The organism is Hymenobacter sp. ISL-91 (genome assembly GCF_018613725.1).
Classification (GTDB): Bacteria; Bacteroidota; Bacteroidia; order Cytophagales; family Hymenobacteraceae; genus Hymenobacter.
In genome coordinates this window covers 89,856-113,005 of record NZ_JAGGPS010000004.1, presented here as the reverse complement: position 1 = coordinate 113,005, position 23,150 = coordinate 89,856, and the positions used below count along the sequence as shown (strand labels likewise).

The 23,150-nt window shown below is 59.4% G+C and carries 17 protein-coding genes; 10 read left to right on the top strand and 7 right to left on the bottom strand.

Annotation, left to right across the window (positions count from 1 at the left end; all coding sequences use genetic code 11):
• Positions 1-78: 78 nt before the first annotated feature.
• The 3 genes from J7E24_RS01325 (at position 79) to J7E24_RS01315 (ending at position 3,933) form a co-directional block, all read left to right on the top strand.
• Positions 79-2,613, top strand: coding sequence for a T9SS type A sorting domain-containing protein (locus J7E24_RS01325; RefSeq protein WP_215134334.1), 2,535 nt, complete (start codon positions 79-81; stop codon positions 2,611-2,613).
• A gap of 23 nt (positions 2,614-2,636) precedes the next feature.
• Positions 2,637-3,269, top strand: coding sequence for a DUF1684 domain-containing protein (locus J7E24_RS01320; RefSeq protein WP_215134333.1), 633 nt, complete (start codon positions 2,637-2,639; stop codon positions 3,267-3,269).
• Positions 3,270-3,342: 73 nt separating this feature from the next.
• Positions 3,343-3,933: a ferritin-like domain-containing protein gene (locus J7E24_RS01315; RefSeq protein WP_215134331.1), complete on the top strand. Its 591-nt coding sequence runs from the start codon at positions 3,343-3,345 to the stop codon at positions 3,931-3,933.
• An 87-nt stretch (positions 3,934-4,020) separates the two neighbouring features.
• Here J7E24_RS01315 and J7E24_RS01310 read toward each other — a convergent pair whose 3' ends face one another.
• Genes J7E24_RS01310 through J7E24_RS01295 form a run of 4 tightly spaced genes read right to left on the bottom strand, consistent with a single transcriptional unit; the run spans position 4,021 to position 11,220 of the window.
• Positions 4,021-6,465 (bottom strand): hypothetical protein, encoded by a 2,445-nt coding sequence (locus J7E24_RS01310; protein WP_215134329.1) that lies wholly within the window; start codon positions 6,463-6,465, stop codon positions 4,021-4,023.
• A 17-nt stretch (positions 6,466-6,482) separates the two neighbouring features.
• Positions 6,483-7,733 carry a DUF4249 domain-containing protein gene (locus J7E24_RS01305; RefSeq protein WP_251046958.1) on the bottom strand — a complete coding sequence of 417 codons (1,251 nt, stop codon included), beginning with the start codon at positions 7,731-7,733 and terminating at the stop codon, positions 6,483-6,485.
• The gene (locus tag J7E24_RS01300; protein ID WP_215134327.1) at positions 7,734-10,520 is read right to left on the bottom strand and encodes a TonB-dependent receptor; all 2,787 of its coding nucleotides are present in this window, start codon (positions 10,518-10,520) and stop codon (positions 7,734-7,736) included.
• 43 nt (positions 10,521-10,563) lie between these two features.
• Positions 10,564-11,220: a hypothetical protein gene (locus J7E24_RS01295; RefSeq protein WP_215134325.1), complete on the bottom strand. Its 657-nt coding sequence runs from the start codon at positions 11,218-11,220 to the stop codon at positions 10,564-10,566.
• Between the two features lie 358 nt (positions 11,221-11,578).
• Here J7E24_RS01295 and J7E24_RS01290 point away from each other — a divergent pair, with 358 nt between their 5' ends.
• A complete protein-coding gene (locus J7E24_RS01290; protein WP_215134323.1) occupies positions 11,579-12,178 on the top strand; it encodes a 3'-5' exonuclease in 600 nt (199 codons plus the stop codon).
• Between the two features lie 89 nt (positions 12,179-12,267).
• Here the strand turns inward: J7E24_RS01290 and J7E24_RS01285 are convergent, their stop codons facing one another.
• From J7E24_RS01285 to J7E24_RS01275, 3 genes are all read right to left on the bottom strand, one after another.
• The gene (locus J7E24_RS01285; RefSeq protein ID WP_215134321.1) at positions 12,268-13,092 is read right to left on the bottom strand and encodes a TPM domain-containing protein; all 825 of its coding nucleotides are present in this window, start codon (positions 13,090-13,092) and stop codon (positions 12,268-12,270) included.
• The gene (locus J7E24_RS01280) at positions 13,089-13,544 is read right to left on the bottom strand and encodes a TPM domain-containing protein (RefSeq protein ID WP_215134319.1); all 456 of its coding nucleotides are present in this window, start codon (positions 13,542-13,544) and stop codon (positions 13,089-13,091) included. The genes J7E24_RS01285 and J7E24_RS01280 overlap by 4 nt, the downstream gene beginning before the upstream one ends.
• A 94-nt stretch (positions 13,545-13,638) precedes the next feature.
• Positions 13,639-14,217: a LemA family protein gene (locus tag J7E24_RS01275; RefSeq protein WP_215134317.1), complete on the bottom strand. Its 579-nt coding sequence runs from the start codon at positions 14,215-14,217 to the stop codon at positions 13,639-13,641.
• Between the two features lie 187 nt (positions 14,218-14,404).
• On the opposite strand from J7E24_RS01275, the gene J7E24_RS01270 reads away from it, so the two are divergent.
• From J7E24_RS01270 to J7E24_RS01245, 6 genes are all read left to right on the top strand, one after another.
• Positions 14,405-15,406 (top strand): sugar phosphate nucleotidyltransferase, encoded by a 1,002-nt coding sequence (locus J7E24_RS01270; RefSeq protein WP_215134314.1) that lies wholly within the window; start codon positions 14,405-14,407, stop codon positions 15,404-15,406.
• Positions 15,407-15,476: 70 nt separating this feature from the next.
• A complete protein-coding gene (locus J7E24_RS01265; protein ID WP_215134312.1) occupies positions 15,477-16,829 on the top strand; it encodes a hypothetical protein in 1,353 nt (450 codons plus the stop codon).
• A gap of 181 nt (positions 16,830-17,010) precedes the next feature.
• Positions 17,011-17,403: a hypothetical protein gene (locus J7E24_RS01260; RefSeq protein WP_215134311.1), complete on the top strand. Its 393-nt coding sequence runs from the start codon at positions 17,011-17,013 to the stop codon at positions 17,401-17,403.
• A 101-nt stretch (positions 17,404-17,504) separates the two neighbouring features.
• The gene (locus tag J7E24_RS01255) at positions 17,505-18,953 is read left to right on the top strand and encodes a hypothetical protein (protein WP_215134309.1); all 1,449 of its coding nucleotides are present in this window, start codon (positions 17,505-17,507) and stop codon (positions 18,951-18,953) included.
• 113 nt (positions 18,954-19,066) lie between these two features.
• A complete protein-coding gene (gene tnpA, locus J7E24_RS01250; RefSeq protein WP_215134307.1) occupies positions 19,067-19,495 on the top strand; it encodes an IS200/IS605 family transposase in 429 nt (142 codons plus the stop codon).
• Positions 19,496-19,668: 173 nt separating this feature from the next.
• Positions 19,669-23,136 carry a hypothetical protein gene (locus J7E24_RS01245; RefSeq protein ID WP_215134305.1) on the top strand — a complete coding sequence of 1,156 codons (3,468 nt, stop codon included), beginning with the start codon at positions 19,669-19,671 and terminating at the stop codon, positions 23,134-23,136.
• Positions 23,137-23,150: the final 14 nt, after the last annotated feature.

The following is a 23,150-nucleotide window of genomic DNA, read 5'->3' as shown; positions in this document are numbered from 1 at the left end:
TACGGAAGGCGCGAAAAGAGGGTGGAGTTCTGCTGGAATAAGCAGTAGTTTTATGTCACTAATTTTATCAGCCGACGCATGACTACACTATTACGCCATAGCCTTGCAGGGTTACTACTGCTTGTCGGGCTGGTTGCCCCAAGCCACGCTCAGACACTCGACCCCACCTTCGCGCCGGTTGAAACATGGCAGTCGGCTACTGTGAATAGTGTGCAGGAGCAGCCCGATGGCAAGCTCCTCGTGGCCGGTAGCTTCACCCGCCTCAATGGCCGCCCTGCTAGTGGGTTGGCCCGCTTCAATGCCGATGGTACGCTGGACGAAACCTTTGCAACAAAAGTGGCAGTCACTTCTTCAGGCGCGAAGGTGCGGCGGTTTGCAAATGGCCAATTGCTGGTAACCGGGTACCCTTACTTGTTTGTAGGTGGCCCTGGGATAGTCAAGCTCAACGCCGATGGAACACTGGCAGCAGGCTTTAACGCTGGCAACGAACCCAATGGCTCGATTACTACGGTTGCCATACAGCCTGATAATAAAATACTGCTCGCGGGGGCATTTGAGTATTTCAACTCGACAAGAGTAGTTGGCCTAGTGCGCCTGAACGCCGACGGTAGCATCGACCAGAACTTCATGGCCAATTTGGGCAGTGGCTTTACCGGAGGCAACTACGGACCGAGTGCGGCCGGCGTCGTATCGGCCATTGTAGTGCAGGCCGATGGGAAAATTGTGGTGGGTGGTCGGTTCGACAACGTTAGTGGCTACGCCATACATAGCCTGGTGCGCCTGAATGCCGGCGGCACAGTTGATACCAGCTTTATTCCTTTCCCTGGCACCCGGCCTACGGCTACCGCGCAGGTATTGGCGCTGGCATCCGACCCACGCACGGGCCAATTAGTAGCCCGTACGGCCAGCCTCGGCGCCGAAGTGGTGCGGCTAACCCTTGCGGGGCAAATCGACCCTACTTTCAGCGCTGCCCTGCGGACGAATGATGTGACAGTCGGGTTTTTGGAAAGTGACGGCCTGTTGGCCATAGACGCGGCCGGGGGCGTGTTGCTGGGCGGCCTCTTCACCTCGACCACTCCGCAGCCTGCCCGGCCTTACTTGGTGCGGCTGCTCCCAACCGGGCAAGTCGACCCGGACTTTGTGCCCCAGCGGTTCAACGATCAACTTAGAACGGTGCAGGTGCTGGCAAACGGCGAGGTGTTGGCGGGCGGTAGTTTTACCAGCTACGGCGAACTCCCCCAAGCCAGTGTGCTACGGCTAAGCGGCGCTACGGCCCAGGCGCTACCCGGTTTTCGCCCTGTCCTCGACGAGCCGGGAACCGTGACCAGTGTAGCCCAGCAAGCCGATGGCCGACTGCTTATAGGTGGTCGGTTCTGGGAACTCAATGGGGGTTCCGTCAATAACCTAGCCCGCCTCCGGTCCGATGGCAGCCCCGACGCGACGTTTGCGCCAACCAGCACGAACGGGCCAATCGAGAAAGTTTTGGTGCTGTCTGATGGCCGGATTGTGGTGAGCGGCCGATTCACCAAATCTGGCAACTTAAGCACGGTCCTGGTGGCCCGACTGCTGACAAATGGTCAAGAGGATACTTCTTTCAAAGTACCTGGTACATTATTTAGCGCTATTAGCTCACGGGTAGTAGCCCTGGCCGAGCATACGGATGGCGCCATTCTCATAGGGGGGGCTTCCTTGAGCCCCAGCATTACCTCCATTGTGTACCGCCTGCTGGCTGATGGCAGCCTGGACCAGGGCTACGCGCAGAAAGTGGAAGGGCAGCTAGGCGGTTATCTCCAGGCAATTGGGGTGCTACCCGATGGTCGGCATTACGTGGCCGGATTCATCAACCGTGCCGGTACCACGCCCGCCGGGGGTATCGTGCGGTTGCGGGCCGATGGAAGCCGCGATGAAACCTTCGTGCCCGCCACTACTGGGGGCGGCACCATCTGGCAGCTGGCCGTGCAGCCCGATAACAAGGTACTTATTGGCGGCCGGTTTTACAGCTACAACAACATCGTGCGCCCCAACATAGCCCGGCTCAACCCCGATGGCAGCGTCGATGAGTCGTTTGATGCCAACCAGGCTGATGGCAGCGGGAGCAGCCTGGTGCGCGACCTAGAACTGCAACCTAATGGGAAGGTACTGGTAGCGGCTGACAACCAAGAGGATGGTTACCTGCACCGGCTGAATGCTGATGGAACAGTTGATGCCTCTTTCCTGGGCTACGAGCTCTACAACAGCTCTGTAACCGATTTGCTAGTGCAAACCGATGGCCGTCTCGTTACAGCCGGCGCCTTTACGCAGGTAGGCGGGCAGCCCCGCACCAGCCTCGCCCGCCTCACCGGGGGCGCCGTGCTACACGTCAACTCGTCGCAGTCGTCCGCCGCGCTTGCAGTTTGGCCCAATCCAGTACGCGACCAACTCCAACTGCAACTTGACGCTGCTGCGGGGCCCCGGTCGGTCATCTTGCTGAGCGTGCTGGGCCGCGAAGTGTACCGGAGTACGACTATTAGTCAGCAAATGCAGGTACCTGTGGCCTACTTGGCAGCGGGCATATACCTGTTGCGCGTGGAGTACGCCGACGGGCCGGTAACGCGGCGCGTGGTAGTAGAGTAATTCCAGAAGCGCTTAAATTATCCATGATAGCGTTTCGTACACTAGCAGGCTTGCTCTGCGCAGTAGGTTCACTCTTTAGCCAGCCTGCCACCGGCCAAATACCCGCCCCCGCCGAGCACACTCGGCAGGTTGCCAATTTCCAGCACGAGTTGAACGCCGAGTTTACCGATCCGGCCCGTAGCCCGCTGTCGGCCGAAGCGCGCCAGACGTTTGCGGGGCTGCCCTTCTATCCGCTCAAGTACGCCGCCTGCGTACCGGCCCGGTTCGTGGCCGACTCGCTGGGGCCGGTTTTCGCTATGCCCACCAGCACGGCCAAGCGGCCGCTGTACCGTAAGTATGGCGAGTTGCATTTCGAGTTGGATGGCCAGCCCCAGCGCCTGGTTATGTATCAGAGCCTCGACTTGCTGGCCAACCCCGCCTACCGCGACTACCTGTTCGTTCCCTTCACCGACCGCACCAACGGCCACGGCTCCTACGGTGGCGGCCGCTACCTCGATTTCCGCCGGGGCCAGATTCGGGGTGGGCAAACGGTGCTCGATTTCAACAAGGCGTATAACCCCTCCTGCGCGTATGCCCAGGGCTACGACTGCCCCATTCCACCAGCCGAAAACCGCCTGCCGGTGGCCGTGGAAGCCGGCGTGCGGCACGACCACTAGGCCGCCCATGGGTTTTGGGCTAACCAAGTGCCGGGGTTTGGCGTAAGCCGGATGAACCTAACCGCACTTCCTTATGAAATCTACTCAAACCGACTCTAACAACAACCAAAAGACCAACACCACGTCATCCGGAATGATTGGCAAGCTCGTAGGCGGCGCTCTGCTGGCCTTGGGGGTAAGCTACTTTGTTACGAAAAGCCAGAGCAAGAAAACGGCAGTATCCGACAGCGAAACGGATTCGCTGCAGGAGCTGCTGCTGTTCGTAAACGACCGGATTGCCGGCTACAAGCGGGCTGTTGATGAAAGCAAGGACGCGGAGCTGACCGGCTACTACAAGCAGCTGGTAAGCCAGAGCCAGCAGTTTGCCAACCAGCTCAACCAGCACCTGCGCCAGCTGGGTGGCGGCCGCGAAACCGGCACTACGCTCAAAGGCAAGCTCTACCGCCGCTGGATGGATGCCAAAGCTACTGTTACCGGCTTTGATGAAAAGGCCATTCTGGCTTCCAACGTGTACGGCGAGGAGTGGGCTATCAAAGCCTATAAAGATGCCCTCGACAGCCAGAGCCTCACCGGCCAGTTGCGCCAAGAAGTGGAGCGCCAGTACGAAAAGTCGCAGCAGGCCTACGACAAGCTCCAGAAGCTCCAGAGCAAGCACTCGGCGTAAGCTTCTACAAAGCTAAAAGCTCAAAACGCGGCCCGCGTAGCTCCCAAGGGAGTTGCGCGGGCCGCGTTTTGTTTGATAAAGCGTGGCCTATAGTGCTGGCTGCACTTCGAAGGTGCTGCGGCTGCTGCCGGCCCTGCCGGTGGCATCAAGGCCCTGCACCTCAATGAGGTAGCGCCCGGGTTGGTCGCCGGTAAAAAACTCCAGCGGTTGCGGGGCGCCGCCAGGGCCAGCTACAGTTACGGCCGGGTTCCAGTACAGCAGCTCGCGCATATCGGGGCGGCGGCTGCGTTGCTGCTCGGGCGTATCGTAGCGTGGGGCATAAAACTCCCGCTGCTCCTGCAAGCCCTCATACTCCTGAATCAGCACCCGCGGGTCGAGCTGAAAACCCTCGAGGTTGCCTTTGTAGGTGCGCAAGCTTACAAGACCGCTGTAAACGGCCGTGCCGTGTATATAACGGCTGGTAATGGCATCCAGCTGCCGGATTTTGATGGGATTCAGCGCCATCACTTTGTTCATGTTGAAGATGGGCACCCCGTCGAGCAACACCATCGGGTTGTCTTGGAAAACGCTGCGGTTGGGTAAATCAAGCGTTTGCAGGTTGAACTTGCCGTCCCGGATGCGGACCTGCACGCCCTGTACATATTCGCGCATTACTTCTTCCATCACCTTGAAACGGGTATAGTTATCGAGCATATACAATTCGCTGGCCCGGCCATAGAACGGCAAGCTATCGGTGGCGGCGCTGGCCACGTACCGATCATACTTGTTCCCCGCAAACATCGTCTGCACCTGGCTTTGCAAATGGCGGCGGGCGTAATCATTGCGGAAGCGCGGATGCAGGCTGAATGGTGCCGCCTCAATGCGAGCAAAACGATCGGAAAATGAGTCGAGTAAAGTGAGGCGGCAGGTACTGTCCTGGCGCGGATCAGTTTGCAGCATCACCGTATGGGGGCCGTAGAAATTACCCGGCTCGAAGCGTACTAGGCCCTGCTCATCGCTCCGGTCATTATCAAACTGGAATAAGCGGCCCGGTACCGAAAAGTAGGTGAGCAGGCCTGCGCGCGGGGCGTCGGTGCCAGCGGCCGTAACTCGGGCCAATACCTGGGGGCCATAGAGCTCAGGAGCGAAGGCGGGGCGGGGCGGGGTAAGACTTAGCACTTCGTCCCACTTAAACCGGCTCCAACCCTGAGTCAGCAGCAGCGCATCAGTGGCTTCGGCTACCGTGGGGTCGGTGGCAGACGAAAAGTAGTAACCCGGGTTCTGCACTACACCTCGCAGTTCGGCGGTCAGGTGCAGGTATTGATCGATGCTCGGGGCCGAGGTGCTATTTAGGGAATCGAGCCGGTATACCGACACCGACATGCTAGCCGGCCGAGTGGGCACAGTGGCGGTAATCTGCAGTTGTACTTTCTCGCGAGGTACGTACTGTAGTCTGTTGGTTTGGAAAACTACCTTTAGTCCCATTGGTGGCACCCGGAAATAGAGCCGCTCACAAAGTGGACGGTAAGTTTCGTTAAATAGGGTGAAATGAGAAACCCCACCCGGCAGTTGAGCGGCATCAATAGTCATTTGGGCGCGCCCATCGCGCAGTTCCAAGCGTCGGGTGAGGACAGGTTGTTGCCGGGCATGCACGAGCAGTAGTAACCGGTTAGGCTGGCCCTCGGTGCTTTGTACAGTCAGGGTTATCTGGTTGGTCGTAGCCGGAGTAATGCTCAGCACGTAGCCATAATTTTGTACAGTTGGCAACGGCCGGCTAGTTACCAGCGGCCGAGCCCCGGCCGCTGTGGCAGCGGGCTGAATAATGGCTGTGTAAGTAGCTGGGCCAGTTGCGGCGGGCGTCAGCAGGAAACTGCCCATCCCGTTACGAAGGGTGCTGAAAGTGGCTACTGCTTTACCCTGTGCATCGAGCACAGTGCCGGTAGCCGCCACGGCGCGCCCGCGTTTATCCATAACCTTAAATCCCACCTTGCTACGTATCCCCCGCACCAAGTGGCCGCCTTCGGGGAAAAACTGCGCTTCAAGGACAGCCGAATCGGGAGCCGGTGCGGCGCCAGAGGCGGTGAAGGTATTAAGTATCGTAACAGTCGTACTAAAGTATTCTTCGGGCGCAAAATTCTGCATCCAGCGGGTGTAGGCCCGTACGGTATAGCGGCCCGACGCCAGGCCGGCCGGCAGGGCAAACGTGCCGCGGCCGGTAGCCTGCTGGAGTGCTATTTTGCCTTGCAACACCGGCTTCTGGACGGCATCAAGTACTTCCACGTAGGCCACGCTGCTCATTGCCAAGGGCTTGGTATCAGCCCCGCCCACTGCATAGACTTTGAACCACATGGTTTCACCACTCAGGTACAGCGGGCGGTCGAGGTGCAGGAAGAGCTGCTCGCGCGGGTTACGCTGGATGTAGCGGCTGAGTTGGCCAGTAAGGCCACCTAATGAGTCGAGTTGGGCCCAAGCTGGAACAGCAACCAGCCAGACCAGGCCCGCCAGCAGCAGACTCAATCGTACCCCGCGTAAAAATTGAATAGAATCAAGCATAAAAAACAAGAGGACTATTACCAAAACAAGGGCTTCACGGCAGTACCACGAGTGCGGCAATCGATACAGTCGCGTGACTTAGCCGTGACGGTAGGAATATCCGATCCTGTTAGTTGATCGATGGGCAGATACGATTGGTCGGCGAAAACGGTATGCAGTTTGGCTCTGGCCTCCTCTCTTGTAGCTCGTGGAGTAGGCCCCGAAGCGCCGGGACCGGGAGAGGAGGGTGCGGGTGAAACTTCTATTTCAAAAGGGTCAAAGATGTCGGGGGGTAGGCAGTCTTCGTAGCCAGTCAGCGGTACCACGTCAGCCGGCAATTCGGTACGGCTGACAAAGATGCGCCGCTCCGTCACCGAGTGCACGCCCACGTAGCCCAGGGCCAGTTCGCCAGCCTGCTCACCGTCGAGGCGGCGCACATTGCCCGTGAGCTGGCTGGGCTGCGGGTCGAAGAGCGAGCCAATCTGCTCGGTATTTTTGGCCAGCAATTCCCAGTAAGCGTATTCGTTGGCCGTAAGTGTTTGCTGGCGCACCAGCAAGCTGTAGCGCCTGTTCAGCAGGGCCGAATTGGACGGCAGCAGCCGGATGCGGAAGTCCTTGACCCGGTCCTCGGTCAGGGCGGTGGTTTTGCTCAGAATAATTCTGGTTGATTGGTTACTGGTCCAGCACACGAGCGGAAACGGATAGGGCGAGCGAATGGGGCGGATGGCCCTATCAGAGTACTCAACGGTGGGCTGGTAGGGGGAGCGGATTTCCCAGGTTTCGTCGTATTCCCAGCGGTAGTACTGGCTCTGGCCCTTGGGGTCGTTGGTGTTCAGATAAAAGTTGACGCCCGTATCCTGAGCCCGCCAGTTGATGGACTCGATGGGCGGCGTGAACTTGGCCACCTCATAAGCCGAGGCATACTGCTCGCCCTTGGCTGTGGTGATGCGCAAGCGGTACTGGCGGCCCTCGCTCAGGCGCAGGCCGGGGGCCTCGTACAGGCCGGGTGCTGTTTCGCTCAGGCTGAAGGCCACAGCCCCAGCCTCATCCTCGACCACGAGGCGGGCCTTGCGCTCGGCGGGTGGCGCATCCTTGCTGCTGAGGGCGGTCGTGCGCGAAAGAAGGATGCGCGTGGGCCCGTCGGCGTTGACGAAGCCATCGACCACCAAGAAGCGAGGTGGGGCATTGATAACGGCCGGCGCATAGGGCTCCACGCAGCCTGCCAGCATCAGACCGGTCCACAGCAGTAGGACGAGCGGGTGCTGGCGAAGAGTATATAGGTACTTCATCTAGAACTTGAAATTATAGGTAGCTGTAGGAATGGGGCGGCCGAAAATAGAGAGCTTGTATCCTCTAATTTGCCCGTTTTCCGCTTTGAAATAGATAGAATATGGGTTCTGGCGGCCCGTGAGGTTGTACACGCCTACGGTAAAGGAGCTGTGAGCCAGCTTCTGCACCTTGTGGTTGCCCTCGATATTGAGTGATAAGTCGGCCCGCAGGTAGTCGGGCACCCGGTAAGCGTTACGATCGGAGTAAAGCACGCGCACCGAGTTGCCGGCGTAGTATTTGGCGATGGGCAGCGTGATTGGCCGACCGGTGCTGTAGTTGAAGTTGACCGAGGTACTGAAGCGGCGGCTGAAGCGATAATTGCCAATCAGTGTCACGTCGTGGGGCTTATCGAAGTTGCTGGGGTAGTAACGGCCGCCGTTAATCTGGTCCGACGGCGTGCCCTCGTTGGCCCGCACCAGCGCCCGGGCGTACGTGTAGCTTACCCAACCGTTAAGCTTTCCGGTAAGCTTCTTTACCATTATTTCTACCCCATAGGCTTTTCCCTCGGCATTAATAATATCGGCTTCAATTTTCCGATTGAGCAATAGCACCGCCCCGCCCTTGTAGTCCACGAAGTCACGTAACGACTTGTAGTAGGTTTCCACCGATGTTTCGATGGTATTGGACTTGAAGTTCCGGTAGTAGCCCACCGACACTTGGTCGCCCACTTGCGGCCGGATGTTGGCGTCGCTCAGCTTCCATGTATCAGCCGGCGACACAGAAGCCGTATTAGTGAGCTGGCTGATGTACTGTCGAGTACGGTTGTAGCTGAGCTTGACAGAAGAATTATCGGAGAGTGAATAGCGGGCCGTGGCACGGTACTCAGGGCCGTGATAGGTGGCCAACACATTACCCGCCCCTGTGCGCACAGTGTCGATAATAGTATTTTCGGAGCGCACTTGGCCAAGGGCATAGCGGTAATAGTCGCGCGGTCCCAGCGCGTTATAGAGCGAGTAGCGCAGACCCACCGACACCGACAGCCGCTGGGTCAGTTCGATTTTGTCCGACGCGTATAAGGCACTTTCCAGCGCCTGCTCGCGGTCGAGAACGTTGGGCGTAATGAGCGACGCCCCTCCCAGAGGGTTCAGGCTGCCCGGCCGCACATGGTAGAGCAGCGAGCTAGCGCCAAAATCAATCGAATGCTTGGGGTTAGGAAAGTAGCTGAAATCGGCCCGCAAGCTAGTTTGGTTGACGGCGTACTCCAGTCGCGAAGCATTCGTTTCGTTGTCTTCGCTCGTGATATCGTAATCGTAGCGGCTGAAAGCGCCAGTGAGTACGCCGTAGAGCTTGTTGCTGAAGTTATGCCGCCACTTCAAGCTGGCTGCTTGGTTGCGGTAGCGGTAGGTGGTGTCGGAAGCCAGCCGGAACTGGTCGGAGCTGTAGTAACCAGTGGCGTATAGGGCGTTGCGGTCATTGAACTCGTGCGTTACGTGGGCACTTAGGTCGTAGAAGCCCGCTGAACTGCGGCGGAAGCTCTGGTTGGACAGCTGGCGCAGCAGCCAATCGGAATAACTAGCGCGGCCGCCCACCAGAAACGAGCTTTTATCCTTGATGATTGGCCCTTCCAGCGTTAGGCGACTGGTGAGCGGCCCGATGCCACCGGCCCCGCCGAACTTTTTCTTGTTGCCCTCCCGGGTACTGATATCGAGCACCGAAGCCAGCCGTCCGCCGTACTTGGCCGGAATGCCGCTCTTGTACAGCTCCACGCCTTGCAGCATGTCGGGGTTAAAAGCCGAGAAGAAGCCGAACAGGTGCGAGGGGTTGTAAATGGTCATGTCGTTGAACAGAATCAGGTTCTGATCCGTGTTGCCGCCGCGCACGTTCAGGCCAGTGCTGCCCTCGCCCACCGACTTCACGCCCGGTAGCGTGAGCACGACCCGCAGAATATCCACCTCGCCGAAGGCCGTAGGTACCTGCCGCATGGTTTTGATGTCGAGCTTTTCGAGCCCCATTTGCACGCTGGACACGTTCCTGTCCTTCTCGCCCTCAATTACCACCTCCTTCAGTGTGGTAATGTCTTCCTCCACTTCAACTTCCAGCCGGCCGCTGCCGCGCAGAATTACCTGACGACGGGTGTTTTTGCTGCCCACGCTCCGGATCTGCAACGTGTATCGGCCGGGGGGCAGCGTGAGCGAGTAGAAGCCGAACTGGTCGGTGTTGGTGCCCACGCTGGGTTTTTCGGAGTAGATGGTGGCCCCAATTATCGGCTCCCCTGTCTTAACGTCGCGGATGTGGCCCGCCAGCGTAGCCAGGCCACTACCGCCACTTGTGCCAATTTCATACACTTTGTACTCGGCCGCACTCACGTAGCGCGAGCGGCCAGGAGCCACCGTGGGCGCGGGGTCTTCGGGAGCAGCAGCCACCGGCCCTTCAATGGGTGAGCCTGCGGGCCGGAAAAAGCCGCTTGGCAGCTGGGCAGAAATCCCCGCGGCCTGGGTTATGAACACGCGTCGGTCGGAGGCGACGGCAAAGCGGTAGGGCGTGCCGGCGAATACTCGCTCCAGCAGCGCTGGCAGCGTCAGTTCGCGAGCCCGCACACTCACCCGGAAGCTGTCAGGTGGCGCGGCGGCATCGTAGTAAAAGCGCGCTTCGGTTTGGGTTTCTACCTCGCGCACGAACTGGCTGAACGGCACCCGCTCAAAGTCGCCGGTAACTGTTTTCTCGCCGGAAACTTGCTGGCCGTAACCTGACCGGCCGGCTCCCATCAGTGAAAGGAATAGCAATAAAAATGAGTAAGCGTGCTTCATAAATAGCTAGTAACAAAAACGATGTGAAAGGATAAGGGCGCCTTTAGCGCGGGGGCAGTTGGTTGTAATAATTGGCCACCTGAATCAGCGAAGCTTCAAAATTAGCCTTGCTTAGTTTGATTCTATTCTGCCTTAAGTAAGCTTGCACCTCCGTTGCGCGGTCGGTAAAGAGTCGCAATGCTGCGGACTTGGACCCGAGGGCGTAGTAGGTGTTGCCTTTGCGGGCAAATAGCCGGTCGGCCGATAAAAACTCGACGACAACTGAACGGTCGTTGAGCTCCTTTCGCTCGCGTTTGGTTCGGCGGGCCAGAAGTTGTACTCCGCCTTCACTTAGCACCTCGTAGTAGCCGGTAGCCATCCCCGCGCCGCCCGTGCTGTCGGCGAGCAGCCGCACGAATTGGTGGCTGCCAATGGTAAATTGGGGGAGCTTCTCATCAACCAGCCGCAACAGCAGCAGCGGATTTTCCGGCGCACTCACTACCACTTGGTCGAGCAGCAAATCGTAACGCAGCGGGACATTCTCGAACAAATGCTCGCTATAATGCACGCTCCCCGGCCGCGCATCAGCACTCTCAAAAAACTGGTTACCCTTACGCCCGGCATACTGCAAAGCGTAATTTACGTACTCTGGGCCATTGAAAAGCTTGGTTGACAGCGCCGCCGCCTCTGCGTATGCCTGCCGTGCAGCAAGCGGCGGCAAGGCGGCAAAGGCCGTAGAGTCGGGCTGGGTCTGGCCCTGGGCGGAGTAACCGGGCCCAAAGCCAAGCAGCAGGCCTATCGATAGCGCGGTCAATAGCGAAGGAGTATGCATAGAGTAGCGGACAGGTATAAAGTCCGTTCGAACAGGTCAGAAATGGATATTGGACAGTCCTTATTGCTAATATAAGGGCGTTAGGAATACCGAATGTAAGCAGACTCCCGAGTCTGTCATAATACAGGTGTTGAATGAGGCTGATTACGACTCTTGGTTGAGTGATGGCTAAAGCAAGAATAGTGAAGCAGGCGAAACCAATAGCCAGTGTAAACACGTCCGCTCTCCGCTCGTACAATTCGGCACTATGCACTACATTTCGCTCGACCTTGAAACCACCGGCGGCCGGCCCGTTCGCCACCAGATACTAGAGCTGGCCGCCGTGGTGGAAGATACCAAAAACCTGCGGCCGCTGGCCGAGCTTCCGTATTTCAGGCGGGTGGTGCGCCACCCCGAATACGTGGGTACGGCCGGCGCCCTGGCCCTCAACGCCGGCCTGCTGCGCGAGCTGGCCCGGAAGGAACCCAACCCCGAGCTGTGCGAACCGGCCGAGCTGCTGCCTCAGCTACGGGAGTTTCTGCTGGCTCAGGGCTTCAAAACCGATAAAAACGACTGCGTGGCGGTAACTATGGCCGGCAAGAATATTGCCTCTTTCGACTTGAGCTTTCTGCGCGAGCTGCCCGGCTACGGCACGCTGGTACGGGCCGAGCCCGCCATGCTCGACCCGGCCGCTTTCTACCTCAACTGGCGCAAAGACACCCGTCTGCCCACCATGCAAACCTGCAAGGCCCGTGCGGGCTTTGCCGACGATACCGTGGCCCACCAGGCACTGGCCGACGCACTCGACGTAATCGAACTGTTGCGCCCGTTCTATGAAATGCCGGTTTACAGGCAGGCCATTAACTAAAAAAGCGAAAGAGTGAAAGCCGTTGAACGGGCCAAGTGCCCAAGTTCAACGGCTTTCACTCTTTCGCTTCTCTGGTTTGGAATACTTTGCTACCAGCTACCGGAGGCGCCGCCCCCGCCGCTGCTGCCTCCGCCGAAACCGCCGAAGCCCCCGCCGCCGAAACCACCGCCTCCGCCCCCGAAGCCTCCACCAAAGGTGCCGCGGCCGCCGCTGAAGTCGCCGAAGATGAGGGGCGGAATCATGGAGCCGCCAAAGCCCCGGTTGCGCCGCCCGCCGCCCCCGCCGCCGCGGTTACGGAACAGGATGAATAGAATAAGCACCCCGATGATAAGCCAGAACAAGATACCCGAGCCGCTGTCGTCGTCGGAGGAGGTACGCTGTCGGGTGGTCTGGTCGGCCTTATATTCGCCCTGGGCCAGCGAAATCAGCTGGTCGGTGGCCCGGTCGAGGCCGTTGTAGTAGCGCTCCTGCTTGAAGGCCGGAACGATGGTGTTGGAAATGATGCGCTTGGCAATAGCATCCGGAATGGCCCCTTCGAGGCCGTAGCCAGTATGGATGCGGGCCTTGCGCTCCTGCTTGGCTACCAGTAGCAACACGCCGTTGTTGTTGCTTTTCTGGCCGATTCCCCAAGCCTGGTAAAGCTTCTGGGCGTAATCGAAAATATCGTAGTCGCCCAAGCTGGGAACCGTTACCACCGCAATCTGCGACGAAGTGGAGTCGTTGTAGGCCACCAGTTTCTGCTCTAGGCTAGCTACCTCATCGGGCCGTAGCATCCCGGCCAGGTCGTTTACGAGGCGGGGCGGGCTAGGGCGCGGCGGAACATCTTGGGCCGTGGCCACCAGCGCCAGCAACACCAGCCCGAAGGCCAACAGCCAGCCGGCCGGCCGCCTCAAATTCACTAACAGATGCTTCATGGGCGCTTGGAGGTCGGGTCGCCGAACGAAATGGAGTCGTCCAACTCGTTATGGTCGGTGGCGGCATTGTAGGGGAAGTAGCGCTGCAGCTGCTCGCCTGCCATCCGGATGCCGGCTTCCAGGCCCAGCACGTATTTCTCGGTACGGAAATGCTTGAGCACATTTTCCTTGGCTGCTTCCCAGAAGTCGTCGGGTACGGCCGAGTTGATGCCTGCGTCGCCGATGACGGCAAACTGCCGGCTCTGCCAGGCCAGGTAAAACAGCACACCGTTGCGCTGGGCTGTGTGGTGCATGCCCAACTCGGCAAACACCTGGGCGGCGCGGTCGAGCGGGTCGGGCGAGGGGCAGGAGTCTTCCAGATGCACCCGGATTTCGCCCGAGGTGCGCAACTCGGCCTGCCGGATGGCTTCTACCAGCGCCGCTTCCTGTTCGGGAGTGAGAGGATTGGTCATTTTGGTTGTCAGTTGCTAGTGGTCAGTTGTCAGGTCGTTTTTGACAATCGGCAGTTAACGACTGACAACTGACAACTAGCAACTGACAACTGAATTAAAACTGGACCGTTGGGGCTTTCTGCGAGGCGGCATCGGCCTCAAAGTACGGCTTCTCGGCAAACCCGAACATGCCGGCAAACAGGTTGTTGGGGAAGCTCTTCACGTAGGCGTTGTAGTCGTTTACCAGGCCGTTGAACTTGTTGCGCTCCACGTTGATGCGGTTTTCGGTGCCCTCAATCTGGGCCTGCAACTCCTGGAAGTTGGCGTTGGCCTTCAGCTCGGGGTAGTTTTCCGATACGGCCAGCAGGCGGCCGAGGCCGGCACCTACCTGGCTCTGGGCGGCCTGAAATTTCTGCAGGTTCTCAGGCGTCAGCTGGTCGGCGTTCAGCTGCACGCTGGTAGCCTTGGCCCGGGCTTCAATTACTTCCGTCAGCGTCGATTTCTCGAAGTTTGCGGCGCCTTTCACCGTGTTTACTAAGTTCGGAATCAGGTCGGAGCGGCGCTGGTAGGAGCTTTGCACGTTGGCCCACTGGCCCTTCACAGCCTGGTCCTTGGTTACCATCGAGTTGTAGCCGCACGACGACTGGGAAAGCATCAGCACGATGCCGGCAAAATAGAGCAGAAAACGTTTCATGGGAGAGAGGTTTGGGAAAATGGAAGAGAGGGAGAGAGGAGAACCGGCCCCGCAGGACCCATACTTAAGAAGCCGCCCGCCAAGATTGGCCGCGCTGCAAAGTACGAATTCGCCGCCCGGCGGTTGTGCTGGGGGCCGCTCGACGGCTATTGTGTATTTTGCGCTTCGGCGCTTCCCGATTCTGTTTATGAAAGTAGTCATTCCCGTAGCCGGCATCGGCTCCCGCTTACGCCCCCACACGCACACCCAGCCCAAAACGCTCGTGCCAGTGGCCGGCAACACCATTCTGGGCCATATCATCGACCGTTTGGTAGAGGCCGGGGTGCAGGAGTTCGTCTTTATTATCGGCTACCTCGGCGAGAAGGTGGAAAACTACGTGCGCCGCCAATACCCCGACCTGAACGTCACCTTTACCGTGCAGGAACCCCGCGAGGGCATTGCCCACGCCCTGTGGCTGGCCCGCGAGCAGTTCCGCCACGAGCCCGACGGCGTACTCATCCTGCTCGGCGACACGATTGTGGACGTAGATCTGCGGGCAATGCTGGCCATGCCCGGCAATGTGCTGGCCGTGAAGGAGGTAAAAACGCCCGCCCTGTTCGGCATTGTGGAAAATGGGCCCCGCGGCCTGGTTACCAAGGTGGTCGAGAAGCCGCGCATTCCCAAGTCGAATTTTGCACTGGTAGGGCTTTACAAGATTGCCAACGCCGACTGGCTGGCTTCGGCCCTGGAGCGCATCGTCGAGCAAGACCGGCGCACCCACGGCGAGTTTCAGCTCACCGACGCGCTCATGCTCATGATTGAGGACGGGGCCGAAATGGTGACCGTACCGGTAGACAACTGGTTTGACTGCGGCCGTAAAAGCTCCTTGCTTGAGGCCAATGCCCGCCTGCTCAACCGCCCCGAGTTCCTGCGCCGTCACGAGTACCCCGAGTTTCCCGACACCATCATCATCCCGCCCGTCAGCATCGGGCGCGACTGCCAGATTGCGGGCTCCATCATCGGCCCCAACGTGGCCATCGGCGACCGGACTATTGTGCAGAACGTCATCATCAGCGAGTCCATCATCGGGTCGTATTCCGAGCTGCGTTCGGCTGTCATGCACGACTGCATCGTGGGCTCCGATGCCCTGTTCAAAGGCACCAAGCACAGCCTCAACATCGGCGACAATACGGAGATAGATTACAGTTAGAAACAGGCTGCCTACATAGCGTTCTGCAACGGCCCCAACCCTCCCGCCAGAAAGTCGTTACTTTAACCCGATGCGCTACCCCACCTCCCTTCCGCCCCGCCTGCTGCCCGCATTGGGCCTGGCGCTGCTGCTGTTGCCCGGCTGCTACTCCCGCTCCGATATCAAGCAGGAGCAAGACACAGCTATTGAAATGACCGACGTGCTGCCCGGCGGCAGCAAGCAGAAGGCCGAAGCTGCCGTAGCCGCGGCGCCAGCCGCAAATCAGCCACTGCAACGCGTGAACGTGCTGCTGGAAGTATCGGGCTCGATGGAAGGATTTATGCCCAAAACCACTGCTGATGGGGGAAATACCCGGTTTCAGCAGCAGGTGGCGCAATTTCTGTCGGAGGTGAACCGTACACCTGCTGTGCAGCAGAAGTCGTTTTTCCTGCTCAAGGACAAGCCCTACCCCGAGTCGTACGCGGCCCTGTCGGGTACGGTGCGCGCCGGCATCCGGCAGCCGGCCAAGAGCACCGAACTGCCCGCCGTGCTCGATACGCTCATGACCCGTTACTACCAGCCGGGCACCGTGAATGTGCTGATTTCGGACTTCATCTACTCGCCTAAAAACGCCGGGGCCATTCCCTACATCAAAACCGACATTACGGATGCCCTGCAGCGCAACGGCGCGCAGCCCGACCTGGCCGTGTCGGTGTATGGCTTCACCTCCGACTTCCGGGGCACCTATTACCCGGCGCTGGTGGCAACGGGCAAGAAAACCAACTGCTGCGACACCGACATCCCGTATTACTACTGGATTATCGGCCCTTCCGACGCCGTGCGGCAGTTTGATGCGGCCCTGCTGACCGACGCAACGTCCCGGCAGGCGCACTTCGGGGTGGTGTACCCACGGCCGGCCTATTCGGTGCTCGATAAGTTTGAGAACAAAGGCAGCTGGTACTACGGCGACGCTGGTGCCAGCAAGCGCGCCGCCGACAGCTACCGCGTGGTGGCCGTGAGCGAGGCTTCGGCCCAGCAGCCAGTGGAGTTTGTAGTGGGCCTCGACCTGCAAAACCTGCCCGGTCAGTACCGCGAGCTAGCCTACCTGCAGCAAAACCTGCAGGTGCAAACCGTGGACACCGACGCCAAGCTGGTTGGTGTAACGGCCGCCACCGCCCAAACCAAAGGTAGCAGCGGCCCGCAGAGCCGGTTCACGCATTTTGCTAAAATTCGTCTGACCAAAATGCCGCCCGCCTCGCGCCCGCTGGTGCTCAAGCTGCAAAACCAGCGACCCGCCTGGGCCGCTCAGTGGACGACGAAAAACGACGCCATACCGGCCGCTAAAACGTTTGCCCTGAGCAGTTTGCTCGACGGCCTCCAAGCTTCTGTAGCAGAGCAGCCTACCGTTTTTGAGTTGCCGATTACGTTGCAGCCCGCCCGGTAGGTGGCTGTGCTACGGGCCGGGCAGGTTGCCGCTGCTACAAGGGCACTGCCAGGGTTGGCACGATAGTCGTTCGGAGAGCTCCCAAAGACCAGCGCCCAGGGCTTTGGGAGCGGCCCGCAATTTTGCTTCTGTTGTATCGTTTCACGAGTTGCCGGGCTAATGCCGGGCGTTAATCTTCCGCATGAAAGCATTCTTCCGCTTCCTCTACGAAATAATTGGCAACCCTCAGCCACCGGCAGACACGCCGGTGTACCGCGACGTGGTGTTTCCCAACATCGGCCTGCTGAACATCGGGCTGTCGTTGGGGCTGGCAGTGGTCTTTTATCTGCTCATCAACCGCGCTATGGGCGTGGCCACCTTTAATAAGGGGCGCCATTGGGGTCTGTTCTTGGGCCTGAACGCGCTGTTGGCTTTTGGTATTGCCATCTGGCAGGCCCACGCCCAGCAGGTCACCGACCATAGCTACATCTACTGGCTGGCTACTTGGAACGCCATCCTAAGTCTGGCCTGGTTCTTTATTTTCTCGCTGCTGCTGCGCAAAGGTTCCACCAACGCCAGCACCACTCCTTTCTAGTATTGAGTACCGGGTATTGAGTAGTGAGTTGGCGGTAAGTCAATGTCCCATAGGCTCAATCCTATTTCTAGCTACTCCATACCAACTACTCCATACTCCTCATGGCTAAACTGTTCTTATTTGGTATTGGCGGCACGGGCTCCCGGGTTATTCGCTCGCTTACGATGCTGCTGGCGGCGGGCGTCGAACTACCCAACTGCGACCGGGTGGTACCCATCATCATCGACCCCGATGCCCACAACGGAGACATGAACCGCACGGTGCAGCTGCTCCAGAATTACCAGCAGATTTACCAGCACCTCGGCCCCCGCGACGAAGGCTTCTTCCAGACCGATATCAGTACGCTAAGCGGCATTTCGCAGGACGTGAACGGCTCGGTGAAGGACACGTTCATCTTCGATTTCGGCGGCATCAACCAAAGCTTCCGCCAGTACCTGAACTACGACGGACTAAGCGTGGACTCCAAAGGACTGGTGGATTTGCTCTTTACCCAGGATAACCTGGAAAGCCCGCTGACCATCGGTTTCCGGGGCTCACCCAACGTAGGCAGCATCGTGCTGAACAAGCTGGTGGAAAGCCCCGAAATGCGCTTTTTCGCCGATAACTTCCAGGACGGCGACCGGGTGTTCTTCGTGTCGAGCATTTTTGGCGGTACCGGCGCGGCGGGCTTCCCGCTGATGCTCAAGAACCTGAAGGACTCGAACACCCGTCTCAGCAACGCCCGTTACCTGCGTGACGCGCCCACCGGCGCCGTAACGGTGATGCCCTACTTCGCCCTGCAGAGCGAGGATGCGGCCGTTATCGACTCCAACAACTTCCTTACGAAAACCAAGGCGGCGCTCAGCTATTATGAGCACAACCTGCCGGGACTCGACGCGCTCTACTACCTCGCCGATACGCCCGATACGCCCTACGAAAACCAGCCTGGCGGCACCCAGCAGAAAAACAAGGCTCACGTAATTGAGCTGCTGGCGGCCCTGAGCATTGTGGATTTCATGCGCTACTCGCCCGCCGAATTACGCACCGGCGGCCCCCACTTCCACGAGTACGGCCTGGGCCAGGATTCGCCCGAAATCCAGTTCAGCCACCTGCCCGACGAAACCCGGGAAATCGTTGCCAAGCAGCTCACGCAGTTCTTATACTTCACGCGCTACCACAAGCAGCACCTGCCCACCGACAAGGCACCCTACCACGATAACCTCAAGCTCGACTACGCCCTGCGCAACGAGCCTATTTTCAAGGAGCTGAACACCTTCCTGCACGGCGCCGATTCGGGCGTCGACCAGTGGCTGCAGGAACTGGCCCAAAACCGCCGCGCCTTCCGCCCCTTCGACCTTCAAACCGACGATTTCAACGCCATGATTCTGGGCAAGCCGGTGGAAAAAAAGTGGAACGACTTCTTCAACAAAGGTCTCAGTCACAACTATCTGCTCGACAGTCTCAACAAAACCGAAAAGTCCCTGGCCGAGCCCGACAGCTTCCGCAAGCTGCTGAACCTGTTCTACCAGGTGACGGACAAGGCCTTTGAGGAGAAGGTGAAGGTGGTGTAACCTTGTGTCCCAGGGCTAAAGCCCTGGGCTAGTCAGCGAGTCGTTGAATGAAAAGGTTGCATAGCCTAGGGCTTTAGCCCTGGGAATCTAGAACGAGACGTTGAAACAGCAGCATGAGCCACGTTTTTCAGTCGTTGTGGGTACATGTAACGTGGGCAACTAAAAACCGGCAGCCCTGGCTGACGGCTAAGTTGAAACCGTTGGTATTTAATCAGATTCGGCATATTGCTGAAAAGGATAACATCCACCTCGACTTTCTGAACGGCATATACGACCACATTCACTGTCTGCTTTCGTTGCGTACTACTGACCGGCTCGACTTGGTGATGCAACAACTCAAGGGTAAAAGTGCCCACTGGGTGAATGAGCAGCAACTAACGGATTTCACCTTTGGCTGGCAGAATGGCTACGGTGCATTTTCTGTAAGTCCATCGCACGTGGAGCGGGTGCGCAACTACATTCGCAATCAGGAAAAGCACCATCAAGAACAAGATTACTGGCAGGAAATGGAAATGTTGGAAAAGATGGCGCGGGTATCGTAGCCCAGCCTGAATTCTCCAGTGCCCCAGGGCTGAAGTCCTGGGCTACGGAGCGTTGTCATTCAACGTCTCGCTGACTAGCCCAGGGCTTTAGCCCTGAGACATCGGTCAATAAGAATAGAACCGCTAACTAGCCCAGGGTTTCAACCCTGGGAACTTGGAACCCCGGAAATAACATGCCCAAAGTCCTTCGCTTACACAACAACGGCTCCCAGCAAGTGCAGGGCTGGCAGAAAACCGCCCCCGTCACGAGCACCGAAATCAACACCGTAACTGACCCGGCGGGCGGCAAGTCGCGCAACCTGGCGGTGAGCATCCCGACGCCGTTTGCGCGGATGCACCTGTTTGAGACAGCCTTCGATTTCCTGGCCCGGGAGGGACAGCAAAACCCCGGCTCGGTGTACCACGAGCTGACAACCCATTTCTGGGACTTGCTGGAGCTGCTCTACAACTACCACCTCTATACTCAGGCGGGCCGCAAAATCACACTGCGCCGCTGGAACGCGGAGGCCGAGATTCAGCGGATGAAGCAGCAGGAAGGCACGCGCCTGCTGGGCGAAACCTTGCAGCTGTATATGCAGGACGAGCGGTTCCGCGACTTCACCGACATGTATCTGGTGTACTATGAGTCGCCAGAGCTGGCAGGCGGGACGCGGCTGCTGGGTGGCACCTCGCCGCTCACAATACTCTTCACTGGCCCCGGCGTGGGGGCGCTGGATCTGGAGCGGCCCCACGCCCGTGGCCACTACTTCGACCACCAGACCGTGCTGCTCCAGGACCGCGACCCGCAGTTCCGGGAGTTTGTGTACGAGCTGTTTCTGGCGTATCCGGCCTTGCAGCGCCGCGAGTTTGCCGGCAGCGTGTACGCCGGCCTCGACCGCGCGAAAATCAACCAGCTCCAGATGCAGGGCGACCGGACGGCCCAGCAGTTCGCGGCCCGCTACCCGGCCCTGGCCGATGTGCAGGGCAACCTAGTGAGTGTGAAGGGCGTGCCCCTGCCCGGCCGTGCCGACCAGTCGGCCGTGACCAGCTCCGACCTGTTCATCCAGCCCACTCGCGAAGCTGGCTCCGGCCGGCCGCGCCCATTGGTACTGCGCCCCAACCTAACCATGCCCGGGGCCAACTACCTCAACGGCCAACCCTGGGATGACCGCACGCCAGTGCCCTACCACGATGAGCTGGCCCTGGAAAACCGGGTGTTGCCCGGCAAGGGCTTCAAGTACCCCTACATCACGGTGGGCGACTTACTGGAAGACTCGCTGGTGGAGTTGCCCTACGAACTGAACACCCAGCGTTTCCATACCGGCAACGTCACGTTCCAGTACGGGGCCGACGGGCAGGGCCGGGCACGGTTCCCATACTTGCTGCCCCTGAAGCAGGCGTTTTTCGAGTACTTCACCGAAAACGAGCTGGCCGAGCTGCTCACCTTCACCATCGACCTGAGCCACGTGCGCGTGCAGTTACGGGTGCCGGTGCAGGCGGGTCGCTTCATCACCTTCGAACGTAGCTACTACACCAATCCGCAGAACCCCAAGGATGCCCAGGGCCGCGAGATTCTGGAGAAGGGCCGTATCGTGAAGGCCAACGTGGGCGTGGGCGTGTTCCCCTTCTACAAGGTGAGCTACCAGCCCGAGTTCAACGACCTCTGCAAGGTAATGCTGGTGGATGCCGACAACGCGCCCACCATGCTCAACCGCCGCTACGACCTCACGTTTTTCGTAAATGGGGAGCGAATCACGGAGCAAGGCGCCGCCCGCCGTGCCACCCGCTACGAGCGCACCCAGAAAAGCGTAGCCACTGCCGGCAGCACCTACTACGAAATCACCGGCACCCATTTCGACCTGGCCGAACTGACCTGCCCACCCGCCACGCTGGGCGCCGAGCCGGCCCGGGGCCTGTTTGTGCCGCGCTGGCGCACCCTCGACCGGGGCACCCGCCGCTTCACCTTCGCCGTTGATTTCGGCACCACCAACACCCACGTCGCCTACGCCGATTCGCCGAGCGCCCACCCGCGCCCGCTCACCATTGGCGAGGCCGATGTGCAGGTGGAGTGGCTGAGCGCCCCGCTGGCCGACGCCGGCCAATCGGCCGCCCAGCGCTACCGCTTTGGGGCCGGGCAGCTGAACTCCGACGTGGCCACGCTGCAAAACCGCGAGTTCGTGCCCAGCTTTATCGGCGAGGGCGGGTCGGTGTACGAGTTCCCGATTCGGACTGCGGTGTGCGAAACCACCTCGTTTGCCAACGAGCCGGCCAAGGTGCTCAGCAACATCAACATCGGCTTCAGCATCAACACCGAAACCACTGCCGAACTGCCCCAGAATCGCTTCATCACCAACCTGAAGTGGAGCGCCGAGCTCGACCCCAAGGGCGTTGCGCGCATTGAGGCGTTCTTCAAGGAAATTCTGCTGCTGCTGCGCCACAAGGCGGCCCTGCACGGCGGGATTCTGGAAGATACCCGCGTGGTGTGGTTCGCGCCGCTGAGCTTCGACGGCTTCCTGCGTAACCAGTTCCAGCAGGTCTGGGACGAGGCGTTCCGGCAGGTGTTCAAGGCCAACCGCCCCACCGTGTGCCTCACCGAATCGGTGGCTCCCTACTACTACCTCACCGCCACCAACCAGGTAGTGCCCAACCGCGACGAGAACGTGGTCAACATCGACATCGGCGGCGGCACCACCGATTTGCTGCTCTTCGCCGACCAGAAACCGGCCTACAGCACCTCGTTCCGCTTTGCCGGCGACGACCTGTGGGGCGACGGCTACGCCCGCGTGCAGGGCGCACCCAAGCAGAACGGCCTGCTCCGTCTCGGCGTGAGCCATGTGGAAAGTCTGCCCGACTCGGAGCAGAACCAGGAGTACAAGGGCTATCTGCGCGCCGCGCTCAGCAACTCCGATTTCGGCTCGGCCGACGTAACGAGCCTGCTCTTTAAGTACGATGATGCGCTACGCTTTACTCAGGCCCTCGGGTTGGGCCGAGGCCGGCAGCTGCGGGTGCTGTTTTACCTGCACTACACCAGCATCATCTACCACACGGCCCAGCTCACCAAGCACCTCGGCCTGAAAACGCCGCGCTACCTCTGCTTCTCGGGCAAGGGCAGCCTGTATTTGCGTTTGCTGGCCGGCGGAAGCTCGTTGGTGGCCATCGAAAAGATTACGAAGGCCATATTCCAGGCCGTGACGGGCGTGGAGCCGCCCCACAACTTCCGCGTTATCCTGGCCGACAACCCCAAGGAAGCCACCACCAACGGTGGTGTGCTCTATGAGGAAAAAGCCAGCCACGCCGACTACGACAGCATCCAATCGGTCAAATACAGCGGCACTGTTGAAGGAGGCGAGCTAAACCAGCAGCGCCTTAAGCTTAACCAAGTCGATGCGAACCTAAAAGACCAGGTGCTGGCCAACGTGCGCGACTACCTCACCCTCGTGCTCGAAGGCGACGAAGTAGCGCCCTACCTGCGCGAAGTAGGCGTCGACGTAGACCGGCAGCGCGTGAAGGATATCCTGCTCCGCGAAATCGAAGACAGTCTGAGCCTGGGTCTGCACCAGTTCCAGCGTCAGCTCTCCGCTGATGAAACGTTGCCGGAAACGCTGTTCTTCCTGCCGCTCAAACAGGCGTTGTATAACCTAAGCCGAGAGTTGCAGGCGTAAAAGTTAAATAGCGC

What these genes read in the sequence shown, in the direction of transcription:
- J7E24_RS01325 (WP_215134334.1), top strand. Translation starts at nt 79, where the DNA reads ATGACTACACTATTACGCCATAGCCTTGCAGGGTTACTACTGCTTGTC.
- J7E24_RS01320 (WP_215134333.1), top strand. Translation starts at nt 2,637, where the DNA reads ATGATAGCGTTTCGTACACTAGCAGGCTTGCTCTGCGCAGTAGGTTCA.
- J7E24_RS01315 (WP_215134331.1), top strand. Translation starts at nt 3,343, where the DNA reads ATGAAATCTACTCAAACCGACTCTAACAACAACCAAAAGACCAACACC.
- J7E24_RS01310 (WP_215134329.1), bottom strand. Translation starts at nt 6,465, where the DNA reads ATGCTTGATTCTATTCAATTTTTACGCGGGGTACGATTGAGTCTGCTG.
- J7E24_RS01305 (WP_251046958.1), bottom strand. Translation starts at nt 7,733, where the DNA reads ATGAAGTACCTATATACTCTTCGCCAGCACCCGCTCGTCCTACTGCTG.
- J7E24_RS01300 (WP_215134327.1), bottom strand. Translation starts at nt 10,520, where the DNA reads ATGAAGCACGCTTACTCATTTTTATTGCTATTCCTTTCACTGATGGGA.
- J7E24_RS01290 (WP_215134323.1), top strand. Translation starts at nt 11,579, where the DNA reads ATGCACTACATTTCGCTCGACCTTGAAACCACCGGCGGCCGGCCCGTT.
- J7E24_RS01285 (WP_215134321.1), bottom strand. Translation starts at nt 13,092, where the DNA reads ATGAAGCATCTGTTAGTGAATTTGAGGCGGCCGGCCGGCTGGCTGTTG.
- J7E24_RS01280 (WP_215134319.1), bottom strand. Translation starts at nt 13,544, where the DNA reads ATGACCAATCCTCTCACTCCCGAACAGGAAGCGGCGCTGGTAGAAGCC.
- J7E24_RS01275 (WP_215134317.1), bottom strand. Translation starts at nt 14,217, where the DNA reads ATGAAACGTTTTCTGCTCTATTTTGCCGGCATCGTGCTGATGCTTTCC.
- J7E24_RS01270 (WP_215134314.1), top strand. Translation starts at nt 14,405, where the DNA reads ATGAAAGTAGTCATTCCCGTAGCCGGCATCGGCTCCCGCTTACGCCCC.
- J7E24_RS01265 (WP_215134312.1), top strand. Translation starts at nt 15,477, where the DNA reads ATGCGCTACCCCACCTCCCTTCCGCCCCGCCTGCTGCCCGCATTGGGC.
- J7E24_RS01260 (WP_215134311.1), top strand. Translation starts at nt 17,011, where the DNA reads ATGAAAGCATTCTTCCGCTTCCTCTACGAAATAATTGGCAACCCTCAG.
- J7E24_RS01255 (WP_215134309.1), top strand. Translation starts at nt 17,505, where the DNA reads ATGGCTAAACTGTTCTTATTTGGTATTGGCGGCACGGGCTCCCGGGTT.
- tnpA (WP_215134307.1), top strand. Translation starts at nt 19,067, where the DNA reads ATGAGCCACGTTTTTCAGTCGTTGTGGGTACATGTAACGTGGGCAACT.
- J7E24_RS01245 (WP_215134305.1), top strand. Translation starts at nt 19,669, where the DNA reads ATGCCCAAAGTCCTTCGCTTACACAACAACGGCTCCCAGCAAGTGCAG.